This is a genomic window from Alteromonas genovensis (assembly GCF_010500895.1).
In the GTDB taxonomy this organism is placed as follows: Bacteria; Pseudomonadota; Gammaproteobacteria; order Enterobacterales; family Alteromonadaceae; genus Alteromonas; species Alteromonas genovensis.
Genome location: NZ_JAAAWO010000003.1, coordinates 242,245 through 265,734, shown reverse-complemented (window position 1 = coordinate 265,734; position 23,490 = coordinate 242,245). Strand labels below are relative to the sequence as shown.

At 43.9% G+C, this 23,490-nt stretch carries 16 protein-coding genes and 8 tRNA genes; 16 read left to right on the top strand and 8 right to left on the bottom strand.

The features are described from left to right. The first annotated feature begins 98 nt into the window (after positions 1–98). The gene (locus GTQ48_RS06260) at positions 99–626 is read left to right on the top strand and encodes a GNAT family N-acetyltransferase (protein WP_163105662.1); all 528 of its coding nucleotides are present in this window, start codon (positions 99–101) and stop codon (positions 624–626) included. 272 nt (positions 627–898) lie between these two features. Beyond that, positions 899–5,128, top strand: coding sequence for a response regulator (locus GTQ48_RS06255; protein WP_163105748.1), 4,230 nt, complete (start codon positions 899–901; stop codon positions 5,126–5,128). Positions 5,129–5,282: 154 nt separating this feature from the next. On the opposite strand, the gene GTQ48_RS06250 is transcribed toward GTQ48_RS06255, so the two are convergent. Beyond that, positions 5,283–6,911, bottom strand: a complete 1,629-nt coding sequence (locus tag GTQ48_RS06250; RefSeq protein WP_163105661.1) for a response regulator — start codon at positions 6,909–6,911, stop codon at positions 5,283–5,285. Between the two features lie 514 nt (positions 6,912–7,425). Between GTQ48_RS06250 and GTQ48_RS06245 the strand changes: the two genes are divergently transcribed. Further along, positions 7,426–7,905, top strand: coding sequence for an energy transducer TonB (locus GTQ48_RS06245; RefSeq protein WP_163105660.1), 480 nt, complete (start codon positions 7,426–7,428; stop codon positions 7,903–7,905). A gap of 130 nt (positions 7,906–8,035) precedes the next feature. Here the strand turns inward: GTQ48_RS06245 and GTQ48_RS06240 are convergent, their stop codons facing one another. From GTQ48_RS06240 to GTQ48_RS06225, 4 genes are all read right to left on the bottom strand, one after another. Then, positions 8,036–8,338 carry a hypothetical protein gene (locus tag GTQ48_RS06240; protein ID WP_163105659.1) on the bottom strand — a complete coding sequence of 101 codons (303 nt, stop codon included), beginning with the start codon at positions 8,336–8,338 and terminating at the stop codon, positions 8,036–8,038. 262 nt (positions 8,339–8,600) lie between these two features. After that, positions 8,601–8,676: transfer RNA gene (locus tag GTQ48_RS06235), tRNA-Val, on the bottom strand. Between the two features lie 25 nt (positions 8,677–8,701). After that, positions 8,702–8,777, bottom strand: a tRNA-Val gene (locus tag GTQ48_RS06230). A 34-nt stretch (positions 8,778–8,811) separates the two neighbouring features. After that, positions 8,812–8,887, bottom strand: a tRNA-Val gene (locus GTQ48_RS06225). Positions 8,888–9,390: 503 nt separating this feature from the next. Between GTQ48_RS06225 and gltX the strand changes: the two genes are divergently transcribed. From gltX to GTQ48_RS06170, 11 genes are all read left to right on the top strand, one after another. Then, a complete protein-coding gene (gene gltX, locus GTQ48_RS06220; RefSeq protein ID WP_163105658.1) occupies positions 9,391–10,800 on the top strand; it encodes a glutamate--tRNA ligase in 1,410 nt (469 codons plus the stop codon). Positions 10,801–10,885: 85 nt separating this feature from the next. Next, positions 10,886–10,961, top strand: a tRNA-Ala gene (locus tag GTQ48_RS06215). Positions 10,962–11,130: 169 nt separating this feature from the next. Further along, a tRNA-Glu gene (locus GTQ48_RS06210) sits at positions 11,131–11,206 on the top strand. A 154-nt stretch (positions 11,207–11,360) separates the two neighbouring features. Then, a tRNA-Glu gene (locus GTQ48_RS06205) sits at positions 11,361–11,436 on the top strand. A gap of 154 nt (positions 11,437–11,590) precedes the next feature. Then, positions 11,591–11,666: transfer RNA gene (locus GTQ48_RS06200), tRNA-Glu, on the top strand. Between the two features lie 154 nt (positions 11,667–11,820). After that, a tRNA-Glu gene (locus GTQ48_RS06195) sits at positions 11,821–11,896 on the top strand. A gap of 538 nt (positions 11,897–12,434) precedes the next feature. Then, positions 12,435–13,340 (top strand): M14 family metallopeptidase, encoded by a 906-nt coding sequence (locus GTQ48_RS06190; RefSeq protein WP_163105657.1) that lies wholly within the window; start codon positions 12,435–12,437, stop codon positions 13,338–13,340. 306 nt (positions 13,341–13,646) lie between these two features. Further along, on the top strand, positions 13,647–13,814 hold the full coding sequence (locus GTQ48_RS06185) for a DUF1289 domain-containing protein (protein WP_163105656.1): 168 nt from the start codon (positions 13,647–13,649) through the stop codon (positions 13,812–13,814). 265 nt (positions 13,815–14,079) lie between these two features. Continuing rightward, on the top strand, positions 14,080–15,018 hold the full coding sequence (dusC, locus tag GTQ48_RS06180; protein ID WP_163105655.1) for a tRNA dihydrouridine(16) synthase DusC: 939 nt from the start codon (positions 14,080–14,082) through the stop codon (positions 15,016–15,018). Positions 15,019–15,154: 136 nt separating this feature from the next. After that, positions 15,155–16,582: an amidohydrolase gene (locus GTQ48_RS06175; protein ID WP_163105654.1), complete on the top strand. Its 1,428-nt coding sequence runs from the start codon at positions 15,155–15,157 to the stop codon at positions 16,580–16,582. Further along, positions 16,579–17,907, top strand: coding sequence for an amidohydrolase family protein (locus GTQ48_RS06170; protein WP_163105653.1), 1,329 nt, complete (start codon positions 16,579–16,581; stop codon positions 17,905–17,907). The genes GTQ48_RS06175 and GTQ48_RS06170 overlap by 4 nt, the downstream gene beginning before the upstream one ends. A gap of 64 nt (positions 17,908–17,971) precedes the next feature. On the opposite strand, the gene GTQ48_RS06165 is transcribed toward GTQ48_RS06170, so the two are convergent. The 3 genes from GTQ48_RS06165 to GTQ48_RS06155 form a co-directional block, all read right to left on the bottom strand. Then, on the bottom strand, positions 17,972–18,949 hold the full coding sequence (locus GTQ48_RS06165) for a transposase (protein WP_163105652.1): 978 nt from the start codon (positions 18,947–18,949) through the stop codon (positions 17,972–17,974). 225 nt (positions 18,950–19,174) lie between these two features. Continuing rightward, entirely contained in the window at positions 19,175–19,360 is a 186-nt protein-coding gene (locus tag GTQ48_RS06160; protein WP_163105651.1) for a hypothetical protein, read from the bottom strand. Between the two features lie 47 nt (positions 19,361–19,407). After that, positions 19,408–20,061, bottom strand: a complete 654-nt coding sequence (locus GTQ48_RS06155) for an arylesterase (RefSeq protein WP_163105650.1) — start codon at positions 20,059–20,061, stop codon at positions 19,408–19,410. 14 nt (positions 20,062–20,075) lie between these two features. Here GTQ48_RS06155 and GTQ48_RS06150 point away from each other — a divergent pair, with 14 nt between their 5' ends. After that, a complete protein-coding gene (locus GTQ48_RS06150; protein ID WP_163105649.1) occupies positions 20,076–20,771 on the top strand; it encodes an ABC transporter ATP-binding protein in 696 nt (231 codons plus the stop codon). After that, the gene (locus GTQ48_RS06145; protein WP_163105648.1) at positions 20,772–23,294 is read left to right on the top strand and encodes an ABC transporter permease; all 2,523 of its coding nucleotides are present in this window, start codon (positions 20,772–20,774) and stop codon (positions 23,292–23,294) included. It abuts the gene before it with no gap. Positions 23,295–23,490 lie beyond the last annotated feature (196 nt).

The following is a 23,490-nucleotide window of genomic DNA, read 5'->3' as shown; positions in this document are numbered from 1 at the left end:
GGTTAAAAAGAAAACAATCCTCATTGTGCATAAAAATTTATTTGGATAATGACAAAAATAAGATATATTCAAAAAAATAATAAGAGAAAAGGATGTATATGCAAATCAGGGATAGTGCACGTCTTTCCTACCACTACATAACCGAAGCAGATGCTGATTTTCTGTGGGAATTAGACCAAGATGAACTGGTTATGAAGTTTATCAACGGTGGTAAAAAATCTTCTAAAGATGACATTCAAAATATCTTTGTTCCTCGATTTCAAGCGTATTCTAACCCTGCTTTTGGTTGGGGATTGTGGCGGGTAGAAAGGCAAGATAACAAGGAAAGCATCGGCTGGATTTTAGTAAGGCCTTTCGGTTTCTTCACTAACGCGCCTGAAAGCGACAATATAGAATTAGGCTGGCGTTTTAAACGAAGTAGCTGGGGTAAGGGATACGCCACAGAAGCGGCAAATGCCATAAAGGAAAATTTATATGACCTCGGTATCGATAAGTTTTCTGCAATCGCCAATCCAGACAACACTGCCTCTATTAATATCATGAAAAAGCTAGGAATGTCCTACAGCCACGAGCTTGAGTATAAAGACAGCGTCTTTCAAGAATTGGTATTGGTATATACCACCTAGTAAAGATCAATACGCCCTATTGCTGCTTGTTACAACGGCTCATGTCATTTGCATTGTGTGTACGAAAGGAAATTCACCTTTGGTAGCATGGAAACTGGGAGCAAAATAGAGTATCTTTTTAGCATTAGAATTCAGCTCGCATGCCAGATTAAGAGAGCGTACATTTGCGAAAAATGACGACCCATCAAGCTTTTTTTTTGCGGGCTTTTACAGCAATATTGGTGTTTTTTCTTTGTGTGTCTAAGGGGCACTCATCAGGCTCGGATGAGCTAATCAATGAATACACCGTTGATCAACTCACGGCCAATGACGGTTTCGTATCCTCCGAAATTTACTCAATCATTCAAGACCAGCAGGGCTTTTTGTGGTTTGGCACAGCCGAAAATGGCGTAATGCGCTATGACGGAAATAAAGTCAGACTGTTTGAGTCAAACCTAGGGGAAGCACAAGGCCTATCACACAATGATGCCGGTAACCTTATGCTCGATAAGGATGGCAATATCTGGGTAGGTACGTGGGGAGGAGGTGCAAATAAATACGACCCAGCAACAGGAAAATTTCAACGATTTAGCAATGACCCTAACAATGTAACGTCGCTTTCTTCAAATCGCATTCAGTCTCTGTTTCATGACAGCACCGGCACTATCTGGCTAGGAACTTATAACAGAGGGCTTAATAAATATCTTGGTGATAATGCGTTTCAGCGGATTCTAAAAAAAGAAGAGGGAGAGGAAGAGGGAGAGAGCACCGGCTTATCGCATAATCGTATTTGGGACATCATCGATAGCGATGAAGAATCCCTTTGGATAGCAACAAGCTATGGCTTGAATTTACTCAATAAAACCACGCTTACTGCCACACATTATTTCCCCGATGTAGACAATAAAACTGCCACAGGAGCAAATGAAATCCGAAGTTTGCTAATGACAAGTTCTGGACAATTTTATGTTGCTACCCAGGAAGGCCCTTTTCTGTTTTCACCTCAAACAGGTCGCTTTACTGCGCAGCTTACAAAAGATGGGAGATCCTTGGGGCAGGTAAACTCGATGATTGAAGATCATCAGGGCGATGTGTGGTTTGTTTCAACCAATGGGTTGTATCGCCATACGGGTAGCAAAAATACGGTAGAAAAAATGGATTTTGGCTATGACAACGGCCTGAGGATAATCTTTGAAGATAAAAGTCACACAAAATGGGTAACGAGCGAAGTGCACGGCATTTTTAAGCTGTCGCCCCGTCGAAATGTGAAACTGATCAACAGCGAGTCGTTGGTTGCGCCAAACGGTATTGAGCTTGATGAAAATGGCGATGTGCTCATAGTAAATGCGAATGCAGAAATTTTTAAATGGCAGGTGAGCGAGCAGCAGCTCGAGCAGGTGTCAGAGTCAGTGTTCGCTGGCTTTGATGACTACGCGCAAAGCGGCGTGCTCGAGCGCCCCATCATTCTCCCAGTCACAGCCCCTTTAGATGCACCTGACGCAGACCCTATTAAAGGCCTCGTAGGTGCCGACATGCTTTGGGTTGCCCAAGATGACTACTTAGCAAAATTCAATAGAAAGACTGGTGAGATACAGCGAATTGAATATCCAAAAGAAGATAGCGAATATCGACACTTTCGCGAGTTTAGAGCGCTTGAGGTAGACGATGAGGGAAACTTATGGATAGGTACTTATAAAAACGGTGTTTACGTTTATAACGTTCGAAATAAAACATTTAAGCACTTAACTCAACGAGACGGTCTTCCTCACCCTGAAATCCACACTATCTTCAAAGAGCGCAATGGCAACATGTGGGTGGGAACTGGCAAAGGTGTAAGTCGATGGCAGAAAGGCGGCAAGCATTTCGACGCATTCAGCACGGCCAAGCAAGACGAAACTTTGCTTGGCAGTATTGTGGAAGATATTCATCAAAGCGCCAATGGCGATATATGGGTTGCAACCCAAAAGGGATTAAATCGTTACCTACCTGACACGCAAAGCTTTAAACAGTTTAGTGAGCAAGAAGGGTTGCCTGCAACCCTCATTCGCGCCATGGCAAACGGGGATAATGGCAAACTTTGGCTTACCACTAATAAGGGCATCTTTTTATACGATCCCACTGAGCAAAGCGCCAGTAACTATACTCGCAGCACAACCCCTACAGGGAAAAATTATTACGCCAACAGTTTAGTCAATTCTGCTCACGGAACCTTGTTTACAAGCAGTCAACGGGGTATCGAGTATTTTTCTGATGAAGAAGAACAGCAGCAGTTACTCGATGCGGCCATTGTCTTAACCGGGTTTAATATTATGGGTGAGAAGGCAGATACGAATACCCCGCTTTCCTATCTCACTGACGTTTATCTGTCATACGAAGATTATTTTTTCTCTTTTGAATTTGCACTGCTCGATTATTCATCACAAACAAAACCTCATTTTGCTTATAAGCTTGAAGGTTACGATGAACAATGGATAGATATTGGCAGCTACAACAATGTGTCATTTACAAATTTAAATGGGGGCGACTATACGCTTAGAGTAAAAGCCTTAAAGCCAAACGGTCAGTGGAGTGAGGAACAGCTCGCGGTTAATTTACATGTAGAGAAAGTGCCATGGAAAACATGGTGGGCTTATGCGTTTTATTGCTTGCTATTAGTGGGCTTAGTGTTGTTAGTTATTTATTTACGTACTAGGTTGCACCAAAGCGAAATTATTAAGCAGAAGCGTTTTGTGCAGGCGTTAGAGCAACAGGTTTCTGAGAAAACTGCTTCGTTGGAGGGGCAAGCACACCAACTTAAAGCGGCATTAAAAGAAGCAGAAGAGGCAACGAAGCTTAAATCTGAATTCCTTGCCAATATGAGCCATGAAATCAGAACGCCAATTAACGGTGTAATAGGCATGCTGGGGCTACTTAAAAACAGCGGTTTAAATACGCAGCAGGCACACCGGGTGAATATTGCGAATTCAAGTGCTAAGTCTTTGTTGGTACTGATTAACGATATTTTAGACTTTTCTAAGATTGAAGCTGACAAGCTTGAAATCGAATCGGTGGACTTTGATTTACGCGGCTTAATTGAAGAACTTGCTTATTCAATAGCTCACACAGCGCAAGAAAAAGGGCTAGAAGTTGTTGTCGATCTGGCCCAAGTGACCATCTCAAAAGTTAATTCAGACCCAAACCGTATAAAACAAATTTTCACTAACTTACTGAGTAATGCGGTTAAGTTTACGGAGCAAGGTGAGTTAAGCATTGTGGCAGAGCTTCTTCCTGCAAAAGAGGAAGGGAAGTTAGTTATGCGCTGTGCAATAAGCGATACGGGTATTGGCATAGAGAAACGCAAGTTAGCAAGTCTTTTTGATGCATTTACCCAGGTTGATGCGTCTACCACACGTCGTTATGGTGGTACTGGACTTGGGTTAACTATCACTAAAAAGTTGTGTGAATTATTAGGTGGTGAAATTACGGTAACCAGTGAGCTAGGTGAGGGGAGTTGCTTTGTAGTGACTTGTGAAGTAAATAAAGTAAACGACGCTCAGCCTATATCGGCACGTAAAACCAGCACTAATCTTCACTGCCTTGTTGTAGACGATAACAGGGCCAATAGAAAAGCCCTTGAAAGACAATTCACGGTATGGGGTATCACTACATCAGTGGCCAATTCAGCTAGAAGTGCCCTTGAACAATACGAAAATACTGTTAATAGTGTAAAGCCAATTACTACAATATTTATTGATAAAGACATACCTGATATGCCTTTTGATACGTTCTGCACTACATTGCGAGATGATGAGCGTTTTCGTGATATTCGCGTTGTAACAATGACCTCGCTAAAAGATATTAGTAGCGCTGAACAAAATCATGCGTTAGGCGTTTTTGCTAGCTTCCCCAAGCCTTTATCGACCAATGACTTTAAGAGCGTGTTAGAAGATAGCTCATCAATTGATGACTCTCATAACCCTAAATGCGAAAGCACCCAAACCTCAGAGAGGGGCACGCTTGCTGTTGAAGCAGACGGTGTTGAAAAGAGCACTTTTAAAACAGACGCTTTTGAAACCGATACTTTTGACATTAATACTTTTGACATTGATACGTTTGAAAATAAGCAAGAGCCGTCGCAGTCTTCCTTGAGTAGTACTCGGGTTTTATTGGTTGAAGACAATACGATAAATCAGATGGTTGCTACGAGCGTGATGGAAAGCGAAGGTTTTCAGGTAGACGTGGCCAGTAATGGTAAAGAGGCCCTTGAGCTTTTACAACAGTGTGGCGAAGATAGCGTGTATTCCCTTATCGTCATGGACTGTCAAATGCCGGAAATGGACGGGTTTGAAGCGACTCGACAGATAAGAAGAGGCGTTGGAGGCAGGCAATACCGGGAGGTCCCTATCATTGCAATGACTGCAAATGCGATGAAAAGCGATAAAGAAATGTGCCTACAAGCCGGAATGGATGACTTTCTGACAAAACCTATCGAGCATACCGTTGTCATTTCTACGTTGAGAAAATGGCTAAAAAAACCTAACTAAATGCTCGATGGTGTCTTGCACAGACTTGAGACTGTCGAGTCGTTATTCTACTCTGCTTCTTTGCTACCGAGCTACCTTTTTACGGAGCTAATATTCATTTAAGCTTTGAATTCTGTACACAAGGCTACGTGAAGATAGTAAGCGATACTGCTAATTACTTTCCGTTATTCGTTAAGATGCTTTTAACGGTTTCGTAGCGGGATAATTGTTCTTTAGAAAGCTGCGCAGATTCCAAGGTTTCCCGACAAGACTTGATGGCCTGTCGCGTGTCAGCCGGTAATGCCTCACGAGACTTTCTTGCACGTACAATGGCTTGCAAGTAGTTCAAGGCAATAGAAGGGTTTTTAGGCATGACTCTGAATGCTTGAGAAAATGTTGAGTAAGACTGCTCAAGGTTACCTCTTTTATACTCAGCCACAGCAGAGTTATTCAGTGCTTTAGGACTTAACGAAATAGCCGCTTTCTCTTCCTGCTCTTGTGTAATGTAGCGACTCATCAAGTCATCGCTTCCTTCATGTTTTTTCAAACGATGGGAGAGGGCTTCAAATATCTTCAGTGAATCGTCTTTAAGCCCCACTTCATGAAGTGCTTTTGCTCTATCTAAAAGAGCTTCTGTAGAATGATGCTGTGCTTGGTCGATATGAAAGTCTGATAAGAGCGATTGTGCTTTGGCCACATCATCTTTTAAATAATGTAACCGTGCATCTAAAACATATAACTCGTCTTTAAGTGAGGCATTAGGGTGTGCCTGTTTTAGCTGCTGCAAATAGCTTGTAGACTGCTTTACAATTCTATTCATATCTTCAGGTGCAGAAGTCATCGCAAAGTCGACACCGGCCCTGGCGGCGTTTAGATAAATGTCTGGTGTGTCATGTATGGAGTCACGGGCATAGCGCACAAGCTGTTTAGCACTAGAAAATTGGTTTTCATAGTTATGTGTTATGCGGGCTAAATTGATGGCCTGCTGGTGGCGAGACACTTTTCTTGGCGAAATATGGCAAGCGAGGTTGGTACACTCTAAGGCGTCATCAAAGGCATCGAACTGAATTTTTAATTTCGCGAGTAAATCGTAAGCCGCTAGTTCAGAGTCGGGACGCATTGCCAGTTGTAAAATTTCTCTTTCGGCGTCATCAAATTCTTTAAGTGCTAAAAGGCAGTTGGCAATACCTAACTTCGCCCAGCTAAAGTCTTGAACGTTTATAATTGCGTCGTAAAACGCTAATGCATCACTAAATCGTTCGTTGAGAATTAATAAGTCGCCCTTAATCTTCATTGCCAGCGGGAAATGTTCAGCGTGTTCTGGCTGAAGTAGAAACTGCTCTACCTCATAGAGGGCTTTCTCGTGGTCGGCTTTGTCCATAAAGCGATACACGTTCTTTAATGCTGCTTTCCTGGAGAGAACCCGAGAAAGTCGTCTATCCAACTCATTGACCGAAAAAGGTTTCGCTATGAACTCATCAGGCTGCAGTTCGATAATGGCGTGAACGACTTCTGCGGAGGTATCTGCACTTGTAAAGATAAAAGCATTAGTTAATGATAATGCGTTTTGAGATTGTAATTGCTCGAGGAGGTAATACCCACCTTGATCAGAACGTAGGTTGTAAGAGCAAATAATTGCATCGTATTCGCGCTCTTGCAACGACGCAATTGCGGTGGAAGGACGGTCTACATAGTCCATATTACTAAACCCAAGTTGCTCAAGGGCATAGTGTAGATGACTTTTGGCCAACACCTGATCTTCAGCAATAAGTAATTTAGTGTCTTTGGCTAAGTTATATTTCATATTCCTGCCGCATAGTTAAGTTTAAAAACACCCATTAAAAAGCGTTTTACAATAAGCGATAAAAGACAGTGGGCAACGACAATGATTTCCCTATTATTCTCACTATAGCTTTTTATCGGCATAGATGCTCGAAAATTGACCTTTGTGCACTTTATTTTCAAACAGGAAGCTTTAAATAAGATATCTTTCAGAAAGATAGCTTTTTAACAGAGTACTTTAACCCATGCGTTTTGAAAACAACTCACTATAAGCATACATAGGTAGCTGAGAATGGTATCTGTACACTTCTAGCATTGATGATAGTGTCTTGAAGTAACCCAGTTGCTTGTCATCAAATGATGGTCTGCTAACAGTTTTAGCTAAAAAGAGCTTGTCCAGTTCACTGCTTTAATAAGTTGATTGACTAATGTTATATTAAATTCTTAGGTGCTACTTTTGTAATTTTAGATGAAACAGTGAGTAGTTTAAAAGCAACGATAAGCAAAGATATTGACAAAAGAATAAGGAAGTTATTATGCGTTATTTAACAGTAGGTTGTGTTGTTTTGGCTTTGACGGCCTGTCAAAGTACGCTGGGCCCACCTCAGAAAGCGACTAAAAACAGTGCAAAGCAAGTCGCAAGCGAAGAAAAGTCAGATGTTGTTAACAGGATTACGCCGCTTTATCCGGTTGCTGCGGCTAAAGCCGGTGAAATGGGGTGTGCAACAATTGATTATGTGATCACACCATCCCTTGAAATAGAAAAAATGACCATTATCGATGCGACAGCGAAGCATTTTGCTCAGGAAGCGATGAACGTTATTCCTAAGTGGGGCTGGTCTAACCTTGACGAAGGCGTAATTACTGAGCCATTGTTGATGAGAACTCGATTTGAATATTGTCTCAAAAATGGTGAGGGCAATTGCACGGAAGAAGCCGTGAATAGGCGCACGTCATGCCGTGGAGATGACACAATGTTTGTAGTTGGATCAAGGGTAAAGCGATACAGTTTTTAACCTTCATTTTAGTAAGCTGTAAGAGACGTCTTTGTGTTTGCTTGAAGGAGCCCACTCGCTACATTGCCCGGTATCTTCAGTACAAGTGAGGCACGTAATTAGCCTAAGCCCACTTATGTTGAGCCATCAATCACTTACGCCTTGATACTTCAAATTCTTGTTCAATGACTTCTTGCCGCTCGTGTATAGGCTTGAGCTGCTCTTCAAAAGCGTTATTTGGTTGCACGGGCGTTAAAAAACCTGCTGCGATATACCTACAGTTGTTTTGTACTTCTTCAGTGCAATAATCAGTATTTAATTCCTCAACTTTCGCCTGATGCTGAGCATTTGAACAACCGCTTAAGAGGCAAATTCCAAGGCCTGCAAACAGCGCGGCTCTTACTTTGGTAGGTATGCTTTTACAATGTAGTTCTTCATCTTGTTTTACAGCCATGCTAATAAGCGCCTTTATTTGCAAACTTTGTACATTAAATGTAGCACACCCATTTTGGACTGTAACCCATTGAGGAGGCTTGATTGCTTTGTGATTTTATTTAAAGGTTGGAGAAGTATCGCTGTAGATCGTTTTGAAGTTGTTGAACTGTCTAGTCTTATGAAATTTTAAAATAAAAAAGGAAATGGTGGACGCTGCTGTGGCTCGTAATGAAGTTATTGAACCATCGAGTCTTATGAAAGTTTTGGGATAAAAGAGAAAGTGGTGGACGCTACTGGGCTTGAACCAGTGACCCTCGCCTTGTAAGGGCGATGCTCTCCCAACTGAGCTAAGCGTCCGATAAAACTGAATTCGAAAAAAGATTGGTGGACGCTACTGGGCTTGAACCAGTGACCCTCGCCTTGTAAGGGCGATGCTCTCCCAACTGAGCTAAGCGTCCATCTGTATTTCGCAATTCTAACAACAAGCAAGAGTGGTGGACGCTACTGGGCTTGAACCAGTGACCCTCGCCTTGTAAGGGCGATGCTCTCCCAACTGAGCTAAGCGTCCGTCTTGTTTGTTTACTTGCCTGGGCAAGTGGGGCGGTATTATAGAGTTGCTCGTGATAGTGTCAACAATAAAATTAAAGAAAATTACTGTATGCGCGAAAATTAAACATTTTGCTGTCTTTTTATATAAATTGATGAAAAACGCACCGTTTTTTTGTCGCGTATTTTTTCCTGAGCCTTCTATCAGCCTCAAATAGAGAGACAACGCAAACAACTATAAAATGACATTCTCTACTGAGGTGAGTGTCTGTCCATTTTGCTCGCTTTACAAATACGAGTGTCTGTCCGCTTAACTCCGAGTGTCTGTCCGCTTAACTCCTCGAGTGTCTGTCCGGTACACCCATCTGTCCGGTACACCCATATACTTTCCATGATTGTTTTAGCGGTATGTTGAATGTTACCTGAGTATTAAATATTGCAGAGTGAATGAAGCGGCTTTTGTCGTAACACTTACGCTGGTAGAATAAGGTCATATAAGTTCTAAATTAACTATAGAGAGTATTCATGTCGGTTGTAACACGATTTGCACCTAGCCCAACGGGGTATCTTCATGTTGGGGGCGCACGCACAGCGCTGTATTCTTGGCTTTATGCGAAAAGCAAAGGCGGTGAGTTTGTACTTCGCATAGAAGATACAGATATTGAACGTTCTACTGAAGAAGCTAAACAAGCAATCTTAGACGGCATGCAGTGGCTTGGCTTAACCTGGGACACAGGCCCGGTTTATCAAACAGAGCGTTTTGACCGATACAAAGAGCTTATCCAAAAGTTACTAGACGAAGGTAAAGCGTACAAATGCTTCATGAGTTCAGAAGAACTTGATGCTATTCGCGAAGCACAAAAAGAAAAAGGTGAAAAACCTCGCTATCCTGGAACATGGCGCGACAGAACAGACCACCCTGAAGGGCAGCCGTTCGTTATCCGGTTTAAAAATCCGCTAGATGGGTCTGTTGAGATAAAAGACCATGTGCGCGGCACAATAGAAATCAGTAATGGTGAACTTGACGATCTTGTCATTCAGCGTACTGATGGAACGCCTACTTATAACTTCTGTGTTGTTGTAGATGATTGGGATATGGGTATTACTCACGTTGTACGCGGCGAAGACCATATCAATAATACTCCGCGTCAGATTAATATTCTTCACGCCCTGGGCGCACCTATCCCTGAATACGCTCACGTATCTATGATACTTGGCGATGATGGTAAGAAATTGTCAAAGCGTCATGGCGCAGTGAGCGTAATGCAGTATCGCGATGATGGCTTTTTACCACAGGCGGTATTGAACTACCTTGTTAGGTTAGGCTGGTCACACGGCGACCAAGAAGTATTTACTCTTGATGAAATGATTGAGCACTTTAGCCTAGATGGAATAGGGCAGTCTGCCTCCGCATTTAACACAGAGAAACTTATTTGGTTGAATCAGCACTACATTAAGTCTATGCCAGCAAGTGACGTTGCCGCTCACGCAAAATGGCATTTTGACCAGTTGAATGTGGATGTAACCGCGGGTCCTTCTCTTGAATCGGTTATTGCGATACAAGCCGACCGCGTGAAGACGCTCAAAGAGCTGGCGGAGATCTCGACGTACTTTTATCAGGATTATGATGAATTTGACGCCAACGCCGCGAAAAAGCATCTTCGCCCAGTGGCAAGAGGACCATTAGAGCTGGTGAAAGATAAGCTATTAGCACTTGGAGAGTGGACGCCAGCGAGTATTCAAGCTGCGATAAATGACACAGCAGAAGAACTTGAAGTTGGTATGGGAAAGGTAGGCATGCCGCTACGTGTAGCTTCCACAGGCAGTGGTAATTCTCCCTCGCTAGACGTGACATTAAATCTGCTCTCAAAAGAGAAAGTTGGTGAGAGAATCGACAAAGCGCTTACTTTTATAGCAAACAGAGAAAATTCATAAAAAAACCGTTGACATGGCAGGGGGGGATGCCTAGAATGCGCCCCGCTGTCACGGAACAGTCATATTAAATTGACTACGACACGACGGGGCCATAGCTCAGCTGGGAGAGCGCCTGCATGGCATGCAGGAGGTCGGCGGTTCGATCCCGCCTGGCTCCACCAAGTTACACATCGTGCCTAGCATGATAGAGAGAATATCTTGTAACTTAATAGGCTAACTGAGAGCTCGGATTGAGTGTAATCAGTTGCGACAATATTTCATTACATCGTTGTTTATTTAGTGAATTTACGGTGTAACTGATTCAAACGTTTACGTTTGAAAAGATTTATTGTCCCCTTCGTCTAGAGGCCTAGGACACCGCCCTTTCACGGCGGTAACAGGGGTTCGAATCCCCTAGGGGACGCCATATAATCGCGTCACGGTCGGTCAATACCGTGAAATAGGCTGGAGTTTTTTAAACTTCTGACTGAAAGTTTGGTAAGGAAAAGGTCGCTCAGTTCGCTGGCTCACCTCGCCTTACTGGCAATCTCGAAAGCGTAGCTTTCGAAAGAAGATTTTCAGTCCCCTTCGTCTAGAGGCCTAGGACACCGCCCTTTCACGGCGGTAACAGGGGTTCGAATCCCCTAGGGGACGCCATATAATCGCGTCACGGTCGGTCAATACCGTGAAATAGGCTGGAGTTTTTTAAACTTCTGACTGAAAGTTTGGTAAGGAAGAGGTCGCTTAGTTCGCTGGCTCACTTCGCCTTACTGGCAATCTCGAAAGCGTAGCTTTCGAAAGAAGATTTTCAGTCCCCTTCGTCTAGAGGCCTAGGACACCGCCCTTTCACGGCGGTAACAGGGGTTCGAATCCCCTAGGGGACGCCATTTAATCGCGTCACGGTCGGTCAATACCGTGAAATAGGCTGGAGTTTTTTAAACTTCTGACTGAAAGTTTGGTAAGGAAGAGGTCGCTCAGTTCGCTGGCTCACTTCGCTTTACTGACAATCTCGAAAGCGTAGCTTTCGAAAGAAGATTTTCAGTCCCCTTCGTCTAGAGGCCTAGGACACCGCCCTTTCACGGCGGTAACAGGGGTTCGAATCCCCTAGGGGACGCCATATCGAAAAAACCAGCCAATCGGCTGGTTTTTTTGTTTTAGCGCTTACATTTTGTGAACGTGCATTCCTTAAGTGTAAAACCTCTCTATCGTCGTTCACTGTTTTCAATAACGTTACCCCTCAATTCCATCCATTTCAGCTTTTTATTTGACTCTTCTAATCTACATTAACCTTACACCAACGGTATTATGCTCTTGCTTCTGGATGAAGGAGTTTGAATATTTTGAGTGTCTGTCCACTCCGGTTCCACTCCGGTTCGCTCTCGCTATCTCAGGGGAAAAGAAAGTGTCTGTCCGCTTTCATTCCAAACAAGTGTCTGTCCGCTTTCATTTACGCTTTCCGCGCTTTCATTTAAGCTTTCATTGTGCCTTATTTAACGGGGAGACTTTGGGGAAGGTGACGTTAGGTGCACAAAAATATATTCGGTGTACAGTCAGAGTTACTGCCAGAGCCGGGTTAGGAAGGCTATACCACATACTTTAACAAATACAGGTGATATCATAACGTTATTGATAAGATGAAGAGCAAAGAGGCTATCATGCAAAATTATTCAATCGGCACTGCGGGAAAACCGTGGGGCGAGAAAGAAAAAGCACAGTGGTATGAGCAGCAAAGCGTAAAGCGCAGTGTAAAAGAGGAAGTGTTTACTAAGTTACAAAACATTATTCCCGAAGGTTTCAGGTTACAGCAATACGGCGCATTACCCTATGATGAAGCGCGCTACCCATTGTATGCAGTAGTGCCTACATCATTTGACAGTTCCAAACCATCTGCGTTAGTCACAGGCGGTGTACATGGCTACGAAACGAGCGGTGTGCAAGGCGCATTAAAGTTTATTGAAACTAAACTATCAAATTATGCCGCAAGCGTTAACATTTTTGTAGTGCCCTGTGTTAGTCCATGGGCCTACGAAACAATCAACAGATGGAACCCGCTAGCTATCGATCCGAATCGTTCTTTTTATCCTGATTCACCAGCACCTGAATCTCAGCAGTTGATGCAGTTTGTAACGTCGTTAAAGACAGATCTCTCTTTGCATATCGACTTGCATGAGACTACTGATACAGATAATAGTGAATTTAGGCCCGCGTTAGCAGCTCGCGATGGGACTGATCACGACAACTGGAACATACCAGATGGGTTCTATACGGTAGCGAATACACCAAACCCGCAGCTTGCTTTCCAACAAGCCGTCATCGAGGCTGTTAAAGGCGTTACTCACATAGCGCCACCTGATGAAAGTGGAAAAATTATAGGTGCTGACGTCGTGAGTGAAGGGGTTATTTGTTACGACAAGAAATCTCTTTTTCTTTGCGGTGGAATGACAGATGCAAACTTTGTTACCACAACCGAAGTGTATCCAGACAGTGATAACGCTACGCCAGAAAATTGTAACGATGCGCAAGTGGCGGCGGTATGTGCTGCACTTGATTTTATAATATAGCTTTAACGATACGGTAACGCGCATATTTATATTTGGACGCTTGAACGTTTAGACGTCTAGATGTATATTTAGCCTTCTCTCAGAGGAGGCTCATTGTGTTTACTTTTTCAGCAGTCATTTATGACGGTAATAAACAGTCTTTAGTAAGACATAATTGTCAAACAGACTCAGAGTTTTCTGCATACCTTGAGGCGCACTACGGTTGTTATGTTTGTCTATGGTCGAATAAAGAGCTATCAGAGAACACGCTAGCGAATATAGCGGCCACAAAAAAGTTACAGTAACCATATTGAATAAAGTAGTAGAATGAATAACCCCATATCTCCTTGTAAAGCGCAGTGTAAACTCACTGATGATGATATCTGTATTGGCTGCAATAGAACTATAGATGAGATTGTAAATTGGGCGTCATACACCCTTGAGCAAAAAAATGCGGTATTCCAGCGACTCAACACCTTCGAAGATACTGATTAGCTTAAGTGAGCTTAAAGTGGACACACACTCATATCCTAAAGTGGACAGACACTCGGAGCTTAAAGCGGACAGACACTCGTTCTATTTAAAACGCTCATCTTTTTGCTCAAACGCTTCAAATCGGTATATTTAAGCCACTTCTTGGGCACCTCTCAGGTCTACCTCTGCCGGGGAAAATATTATTAACTTTAGCCGCATAGCGACCAGCCTACCTTTTTGATAAACTCGCGCCGATTTTTCTTACTTATCTTGAGCTCAATTTCGAATGAAAATAATGCTGGCCCCGATGGAAGGGGTAGTCGACCATCTAATGAGAGACATGTTGAGCCGCGTTGGCGGATTTGATCAATGTGTGACGGAATTTGTTCGCGTTGTCGATCAAAAGCTACCTAAAAAGACCTTTTATAAAATTTGTCCAGAGCTTCATACAGATGGCAAGACTGCCTCAGGTGTGCCTGTGCGTGTTCAGCTATTAGGGCAGCACGCACAATGGTTAGCAGAAAACGCTGAAACTGCTGTTGAACTTGGCTCTCCCGGAGTCGATCTAAACTTTGGATGCCCTGCTAAAACCGTCAACAAAAGCAAGGGCGGAGCAGTTCTATTAAAAGAAACTCAGGCGCTATATGACATTGTAAAGGCAGTGCGAGACGCCGTACCGCAACATATTCCGGTGTCGGCAAAAATTCGTTTAGGGTTTGAAGACAAATCACTAGCCGTTGATAACGCCATTGCTATAACAGAAGCAGGCGCTTCAGAACTGGTGGTGCATGCCCGTACTAAAACAGAGGGCTATAAACCGCCAGCATACTGGGATTGGATAGCGAAAATTAAGCAGCACACCGATATTCCGTTAGTCGCAAATGGCGAAATATGGAATGCTGATGACGCCCAAAAATGCCAAGAACAATCTGATTGTATCAACCTAATGGTTGGACGGGGCGCTCTCGCTATGCCTAACCTTGCACGGGCGATAAAATTTGGCGATAGCCCTATGCCGTGGCCGGAATTGGCAGCACTACTTATCCAATATTCGGGTTATGAAATCTTTGGCGATAAGGGACGGTATTACCCAAATAGAATTAAACAGTGGTGTGGCTATTTAAAAAGACAGTACCCTGAAGCAGACATTCTTTTCAACGACATAAGACGTCTTACCAACTCACAAGATATTGTTGACGTATTAGCTCGTCAGTCTTCCCAGTAAACAGAGGGTTTATCCCAGAGCTACTTGGTTTTAGTGACTCAATTGTCTACTCTCAGAGAACGACATAACGCAAACGTTGTGTCCTTATCTATAAAACCATAATCAATAAAATCACAACAATTGCTCTGGGGTACACATGAAACTAACACCAACGAAGCTGACGCTTCTGTTGGCTTGTACTATGTCTTTGCTAACAGCAGGATGCAGTAAACAAGCCGACAACGATAACGCTAAGGCGCCAAAGGTCACCATAGATCCAAACCCTTATCCAAGCACTTATACGCCTATAGAAGGCCAGCCAACGCTTATCACCAATGTCACCATATTAGATGGTGTGGGTAATCGCATAGAAAATGGCAGCATCTATTTTGCAGACGGTAAAATTCAAGCACTAGCTGAAAGCGGACAGACACTCGAAGTGCCTGATGAAACAGCTGTCATTGACGGTACTGATAAGTGGGTTACTCCTGGCATTATCGACAACCACAGTCATTTGGGCGTATACCCTTCGCCATCTACACGCTCGCACTCCGACGGCAATGAAATGACAAACCCAGTGACCGCACAAGTATGGGCAGAGCATTCGGTATGGCCTCAAGACCCAGGTTTTGGGCGCGCACTGGCTGGCGGTGTTACGTCGATACAAATTCTACCTGGCTCAGCCAACCTTTTTGGCGGCCGCTCAGTAGTATTAAAAAACGTTCCCAATAGAACAATGCAAGATATGAAATTTCCCGATGCTCCCTATGGAATGAAGATGGCGTGTGGTGAAAATCCCAAGCGGGTTTATGGCCAAAAAGGCGGCCCCATGACTCGCATGGGGAACGTTGCAGGTTATCGACAGGCTTGGTCTGATGCACAAGACTACATGCGAAAATGGGACAAGTATGAGACTGATTATGAGGCGGGCAAAGACGCTAAAGCGCCCAAACGAGATTTAAAGCTTGAAACGTTAGCGGGCGTACTCAATGGCGATATTCGTGTGCACATGCATTGTTATCGGGCTGATGAGATGACGGTAATGATGGACGTAATGCAAGAGTTTGATTATCAGATTGGTACCTTTCATCACGCTGTTGAGTCTTATAAAATTGCTGACAAGCTGAAAGAAAATAACGTGTGTTCAGCGATGTGGGCGGACTGGTGGGGCTTTAAAATGGAAGCTTATGACGGCATTAGGGAAAACATTCCCGCAGTGCACGCCGCAGGTGCCTGTGCCATTGTTCATTCTGATAGTGACTTGGGGATACAGAGATTGAACCAAGAAGCTGCCAAAGCATGGTCTGACGGCAAACGAGCAGGTCTTGATATTCCGATGAAAGATGCGTGGACTTGGCTTTCAGCTAACCCTGCCAAATCGTTAGGAATATTTGATAAGACGGGCTCGTTAGAAAAGGGCAAACAAGCTGATGTGGTGTTATGGAACGGTAACCCATTTTCGACTTATGCCAAAGCTGAGCATGTTTATATAGACGGTGGACTTGCGTATTCACTGAGCGATAGTACGTCATGGCCGGTAAGTGACTTCGAGTTAGGTCAAGTGGGTGAGGGAGATACCAAATGAAAAAGTTAATAGTATTATTAGCCGCGCTAACAATGACATCTTATGCTCATGCTGAAAACATTGCCATTGTAGGCGGTGAGGTACACACCATGACATCTCAAGGTGTGATAGAAAATGGCACTGTGTTGTTGTCAGATGGCCTTATAGATTCGGTGTTAGCTAACGGTGACGTGCCTGATGGCTACCGAGTCATAGATGCAAGCGGTAAAGTGATTACTCCTGGTTTCATTGGTGCTTTAACATCGCTAGGCTTGGTTGAAGTGTCTTCATCGTCTGGTGTGGTGGATGCCAGCATTGAGATTACACCTATATCAAAAACCGGCGCTGCACTTGATGTTCAATACGCAATAAACCCAGACAGTTCGCTTATCGCGATCACCCGTTTAGAGGGGATTACCTCGGCTGCCACCACCCTGAATAGAAGCGACTATCTGTTTGGCGGTCAAGGCGCGGTGATCAATCTTGAGGGGCATCGCATAGACGGTAATAGCGCAAATGCTAGCGAATTTAAAAGTGGACAGACACCCGTTTTAAAATCTGGCGCGTTTATGACAGTGGACGCGGGCAGCGATGGCGCGGAATTGTCAGGGGGCTCTAGAGCGTCACTATGGGTAATGCTCGATAAAGTTTTTGAAGAAGCGAAGCAAGCAAGTGATAACCTCTCGCCTGAAAAATCATGGTATGGCATAAATTCGCGCTTAGACGTGGCAGCGCTGAAAAGAGTGGTTGCTGGAGACATGCCGTTGTTTATGCGAGCTGATAGGGCTGCCGATATTCGACAGGTTATTGCCTTTAAAGACAGACACTCGTCGATTAACGTAGTACTTGTGCACGGTGTTGAAGCATGGAGAGTAGCGAAGGAACTTGCTGGTGCTAATATTCCGGTTATTATCGACCCAGAATACAACTTACCAGGTGGGTTTGACCAAATGGGCGCTACCTTAACTAATGCTGCTCGACTTCATGAAGCTGGTGTAGAAATCGCGATAGGCATGGATACGCATAATATTCGTTTGGCGGCGCAACATGCCGGTAATGCCGTTGCAAACGGTTTGCCTCATGAGACTGGGTTAGCAAGTCTGACAAGCGTACCTGCGAAAATTCTGGGTCTTGAAAAGGAAGTAGGAAGTCTTCGCCAAGGCGCAAGAGCAGACGTTGTTATTTGGTCTGGTGATCCGCTAGAGGTAACAGAAGCGGCTGAGTCGATTTTCATTGGCGGTAAGGCCATTAAAATGGAATCTAGGCAAACGAAGTTGCGTGATAGATATATGTCGCTGCAACAAAAGAAACATACCAACCCGTCGCAGTATGAGCGTGTTGAGTAATATTGAATAACCTTAGATGGAAAGCCGCACTTATATTTATTTACTCTAAGTGCAGCTTTTCATTTTAAGACAGATATTTGATAGCGTTTTTTACATTTGGCCTTGAGCCTCTCTTACATCCGTCCGCAAATTTACGCATTTTGCTTTCATTGCCCACCGGGCCTGAAAAGAATGTTTCAAAGCGACTGGTTAATAGGCGCCATTTTTCTTGGTCCATCCCTATTTTAGACAGTAACCCGTGAGGCAATTTAGGTATCGTGCGTGTGCATTTATCTCTATGAACTTTAAATGTCGCTTCTACCAGTGATATGTAGTCGTGATAGTTGAATGGTAAATGTGGCTGTGTTTTTATCGCCTGATCGCTGAATACCATCAGGTACTTTGGCGTTTTTCTCACTCTTTGCGCGTTCATTCGATAATGAATACTGGTATGTTTAGAGGTTTGAAGAGATGTTGCGATATTCGCTCTAATTGGATTTAGGTCGACATAGGCCATGACCGCAGCGAGCGCTTTTTCATCTAATATAGCCTGAGAGCGAAATCGCCGTTCCCAAAAGTAACCAGTACACTCATCTTCTTTATTCGCTCTTCTTGCGATGTATTCATTCAATAGCCGCATGAACCAACTTATGCTTTGTAGTCTTTCTCTGTACTGAACTGACAGTGATTTAATTTTATCACTCTCTTTTTCAGTGAACGCCTGATGTTGATCATCTAAATATCGCTGAACAATCGGAGGACATTTATAAAACATTCTCCATCGCAATAACACTTCATCCATCGACCAGCCATCAGCACGTCCCTTTGCGATGTGTAGCACTACATGAATGTGATTGTGCATAACGGCATAAGCACATAAATCGATGGCAAAAGCTTGAGATAATTTATGTAATCTATCTGTAATCCACTTTCTCCTGTGCTCATAGTTGGCTCCCGTACGCTTATCTCTACCGCACAAAAACGACTGTCTTACGCAACGTGAGGTGCAATGATAATAAGGAGTAATGTCTGTGTTGATTTGCTTGTAGCGTGGTAAAGGCATATCCATATCCCAATATTTTCTTGGTATTATGAATAAAAAATGTGGGATGTGAACTGAGCTTTAGAGCAGGATTGGCTTGTTTTTTGTGGTTTATAAAACGAAGTCGGGGAAAAGGAGGGCGATCGATATAAGCATGTTGTAGTTACGGCGCAGCAACAGTAGACAGACACTCATTGTAAAACGAGTGTCTGTCCACTGTAGTTTCTAAATGTAGTACAAATTTAATTACGCAAACACATCAACACGGCTACCCAAACGACTATCGCTAGTATTTGAGGACGTCTCGTTAGACGCTCTAGATTCACTAACCTGATTGGTCTGCTCACTGCGCTGTTCTTGGCGCTGTGGTGCTTGTGGCGTCGATTCTAAAATTGTAGACACCGGCGACGAATTTACTGAAGAAATGTCCATAATGCCCCTTTGTTAGTTAATTCTATTAATAGAACGTAGCACAAATATTACTCAACTATAATTAAACTTCGTAAATTACTGTCCATAAGCTCAGCTATTTTCGGCTGTGCCTCAGCATTTGGATGGATCCCATCGTTCTGCATCATTGACTCGTTAAGTGCGATAGTCTCAAGAAAAAACGGTATTAATGCTATCGAGTATTTGTTTGCAATAATGTCAAAGCTTTCCATAAACATAGTGGTATATCGTTTGCCGTAGTTCGACGGTATCTGCATTTGCTGTAAAAAAACGGTGGCGTCACTTTGCTGAGCAACCTGAACTAGCGAGTCCAAGTTATTCCTGATCTTCGTTATATCGTGACCCTGAAGCCCATCATTTCCTCCAAGCTCGATAAAAATGTGAGTTGGCTTATGCTGCTCAATAAGACGTGGCAACCTGGCAAGTCCGCCATCTGTCGTTTCACCGCTCACCGCAGCATTTACAATATCAATCGGAATGTTGTCGTCTTGCCAGCGTTTTTGTAACAAACTAACCCAGCCTTGTTCTTGTTGAAGACCGTAGGCTGCCGACAAACTGTCTCCAATAATGAGCAATGTCGCTTCTTCTGCATTCTGTGATGGGCTTTCTTGATCTGAAAGCGCCTGAAACGGTATTAAAACAATGAATAAAATCGCGATAATTTGACGATAACTTACGAACAAATTGATGACCCCTTATGATAAAAACAAGCACGGTAACGAAAACAGTAAATACGAGTGAAGGTTCGCTACAGATCCTTCAGCCAATCTCTTTTGAAGTCAAGTCTGGTGAGTCCGTTGCAATTATTGGTGCGTCAGGCTCCGGAAAATCAACGCTTCTTGGTCTGTTAGCTGGCCTGGATGAAGTGACGAGTGGTGAAATCTATCTCGATAATGAAGCACTCCATACGATGGATGAGGAGCAGCGGGCAGTTTTAAGAGGCAGTAAAGTAGGCTTTATCTTCCAAAGCTTCATGCTGGTTCAAAGTTTAACGGCGCTTGAAAATGTGATGCTACCTGCAGAAATCTCAAACCTTGATAAACCGAAAGAATTGGCGATGAAAATACTAGAGCAAGTTGGGCTAGCCCATCGTGCGCATCATTTTCCTAATCAGCTTTCTGGTGGAGAGCAGCAGCGCGTTGCCATTGCACGGGCATTTATCACTTCACCAAAAATTTTATTTGCCGACGAACCTACCGGCAACCTAGACGCTAAAAATAGCGATAAAATTGAAGAACTTCTTTTTGAGTTAAATCGAAATACAGGCACCACGCTGGTTTTAGTAACGCATGACAACGAATTGGCGGCGCACTGCGATAGGCAGCTCACCATGCACGCCGGTGAGCTAAAAGAAACGACGCCCTCATCCACATCGCCTAGTGAGGTGAGCTAAATGCCTATGACGTTTAATCTCGCTTGGCGACTCTTTAAGCATGAGGCGCGACGGGGCGAACTCACTATTATTTTGCTTGCCATAGTGCTGTCGGTAGGTGCGGTCCTTTCTCTGTCTCTTTTTAGTGAACGTTTACAAGGCGCATTGAAATCCCGTTCAGCAGCGTTTATCGCTGCTGATGCCCAGCTTCGCTCCGATAAGCCAGTTGATGAAACGTGGCTGTTAAAAGCGAAAGATGAGGGGCTTGATACCGCCAAACAAGTTTCAACTCGCTCTATGGTGTTTAAAGGCGATGCAATGTCCCTTGTAGACTTACGTGCTGTGAATAACAACTACCCGTTAAAAGGAATGGTGAGCGTGGCAGACGCCCCTTTTGGCGCAAAAAAGGATATAGACGCATTACCGGCCTCCGGCGAAGCCTGGGTTCAGTCTAGGCTCTTTCAAACGCTCAAGCTCAATGTGGGCGACGCTATTGATATTGGCGAGGTAAAGCTTACCGTAACCCGCGTGCTGTCTGATATCCCAGATGCTGGATTCAGCGTGTTTAATACCGATCCTATAGTATTGATGAACTTAGATGATTTGGAGGCCGCTGAGATAACAGGGCCAGGGAGCCGAGCTCGCTACGTCAGCTATTTTGCAGGCGATACCAGTAACGTAAAAGGTTATACCTCGTGGCTTCTTCCTCAACTAAATGATGACCTACATTCATGGCGCACTGTTGAAGACGACGAATCAGCTATTGGTCGCTCGGTAGCCAGTGCTGAACGATATTTTTTGCTTGCCAGTCTACTCGCTATTGTTTTAGCGGCAGTGTCGATTGCCGTAGCTGCTCAGCGATATGCACAGCGTCATTTTGACCCTGTTGCAATCATGAAAACCTTAGGCGCAACAAAGCAAACAATCCGCAAGGTGTATCTAATTCAAATACTCTTTATCACGTTGTTAGGAATCGCCATTGGGTTGATTATTGGCTTTATTGGCCAACACATTGTTGTGTCTTTAGTTGCCGATAGGGTAGACGTGTCGTTAAACGTATGGCACTGGCGCCCAGTGGTTATCGCCATTGCCACAGGGGCAACCTGTGCCGTTTTGTTCTCTTTATATCCGCTGCTTCAGCTTTTTTCTGTGCCGCCTTTACGCGTGTTACGAAAAGATCTCGATGCCAATTTACGTTCTAGAAGTATTCAATTTGTGGCTTCTGGCGGCGCTATTTTTGCTCTTATGTGGATGTATAGCCAAGACCTAAAAATAAGCGTTATCCTTTTTGCTTCTGGCGCGGCGTTAGTAGCGGGGCTCCTAGTTGCTACCTATTTCCTTATTGCGTTGGGTCGAAAATTAGGGAATGGCAAAATGGGGCCGTGGCAGCTTGCTTGGGCGCGTATTAAGCGAAGAGCCATGGACAATAGTGTGCAGCTTATCAGCTTCTCAATTACTATCATGCTGCTGCTTGTGGTACTTGTGATGCGAAATGACATGGTGTCTCAGTGGCGCGCACAGTTGCCAGAGGGTACGCCTAATTACTTTCTAACTAATATCACACCCGATAATCAAGCTAGGTTGGACAGACACTTCGCTGATCAAAATGTTGATATCAATGAGTTTTTCCCCGTTACTCGAGGCCGTTTCGTTTCGGTAAATGGTGAAGGGGTTAATACCGAAGTGTCTAAAGAGGAAGAATCATCTAACGAAGGGCGAAGAGGATTAGGCCGAGAAGCAAACCTTACATGGGGCAACACGCTGCAAAAAGAAAACGAGGTTATAGAAGGTTTTTGGCATGGTAATGTTGATTCCACATACTCTGAAGGCTGGTTTCCAGTATCGGTGGAAGAGGGCGTTGCCGAAAGGTTAGATATAAAAATGGGCGACTTGCTAAGCTTCAACGTGGGTAGCGAGATAGTTGAAACGAAAGTAACTAGCGTTCGCAAAGTAAATTGGCAAACGATGCAGCCTAACTTTTTCTTTGTGATACACCCAGATGCAATGAAGGCGTTTAGTCCTACCTATATTACGAGCTTTTACTTACCAACGGAGCGAAAGGCAGAGCTTACCAAATTGCTCAAACCATTTGCGTCTGTGACGATGTTTGATGTGGATGCTCGTATTAATCAACTGAGAGATATAGTGGAGCAAGTCTCTGTGGCAGTTGAGTTCATTCTAGTGCTAGTGCTTATGGCAGGCAGTTTAGTGCTCATAGCTCAAGTACAGGCGAGTATGGATGAGCGCCGACAAGAGATTGCAATATTGCGAACATTAGGTGCTAAAGGCAGTTTAATTCGTAAAAGCGTGGTGTTTGAATTCCTTATCATTGGTACCGTAGCGGGCTTTATGGCAGCACTGGCAAACGAGCTGAGTTTGTATATGCTGCAAACAAGCGTATTTCAAATGACGGCCAGTTTGCACCTAGAGTATTGGTTGGTTGCACCTGCTGTTGGTGCTCTGGTTGTAGGTGTTCTTGGAGCCATAGGCTGCTGGCGTTTGCTTACGCTTAATACCGGAGAGATGCTACGCAAAATGGTTTAATTTTGATTACTCTGCGGACAGGGATGTTCTTAGTGCGAATAGCACGAACAGTAGTAGGGTAATTAATTAGAAATTAAAACGGACAGACACTCGAAACAAAACCGTTAAATTGAGCGGACAGACACTTAAAGTTAGACTTTAAAAACGGACAGTCACCCAAATTAATTTGAGTGACTGTCCGCTGTTAATTTTCTAT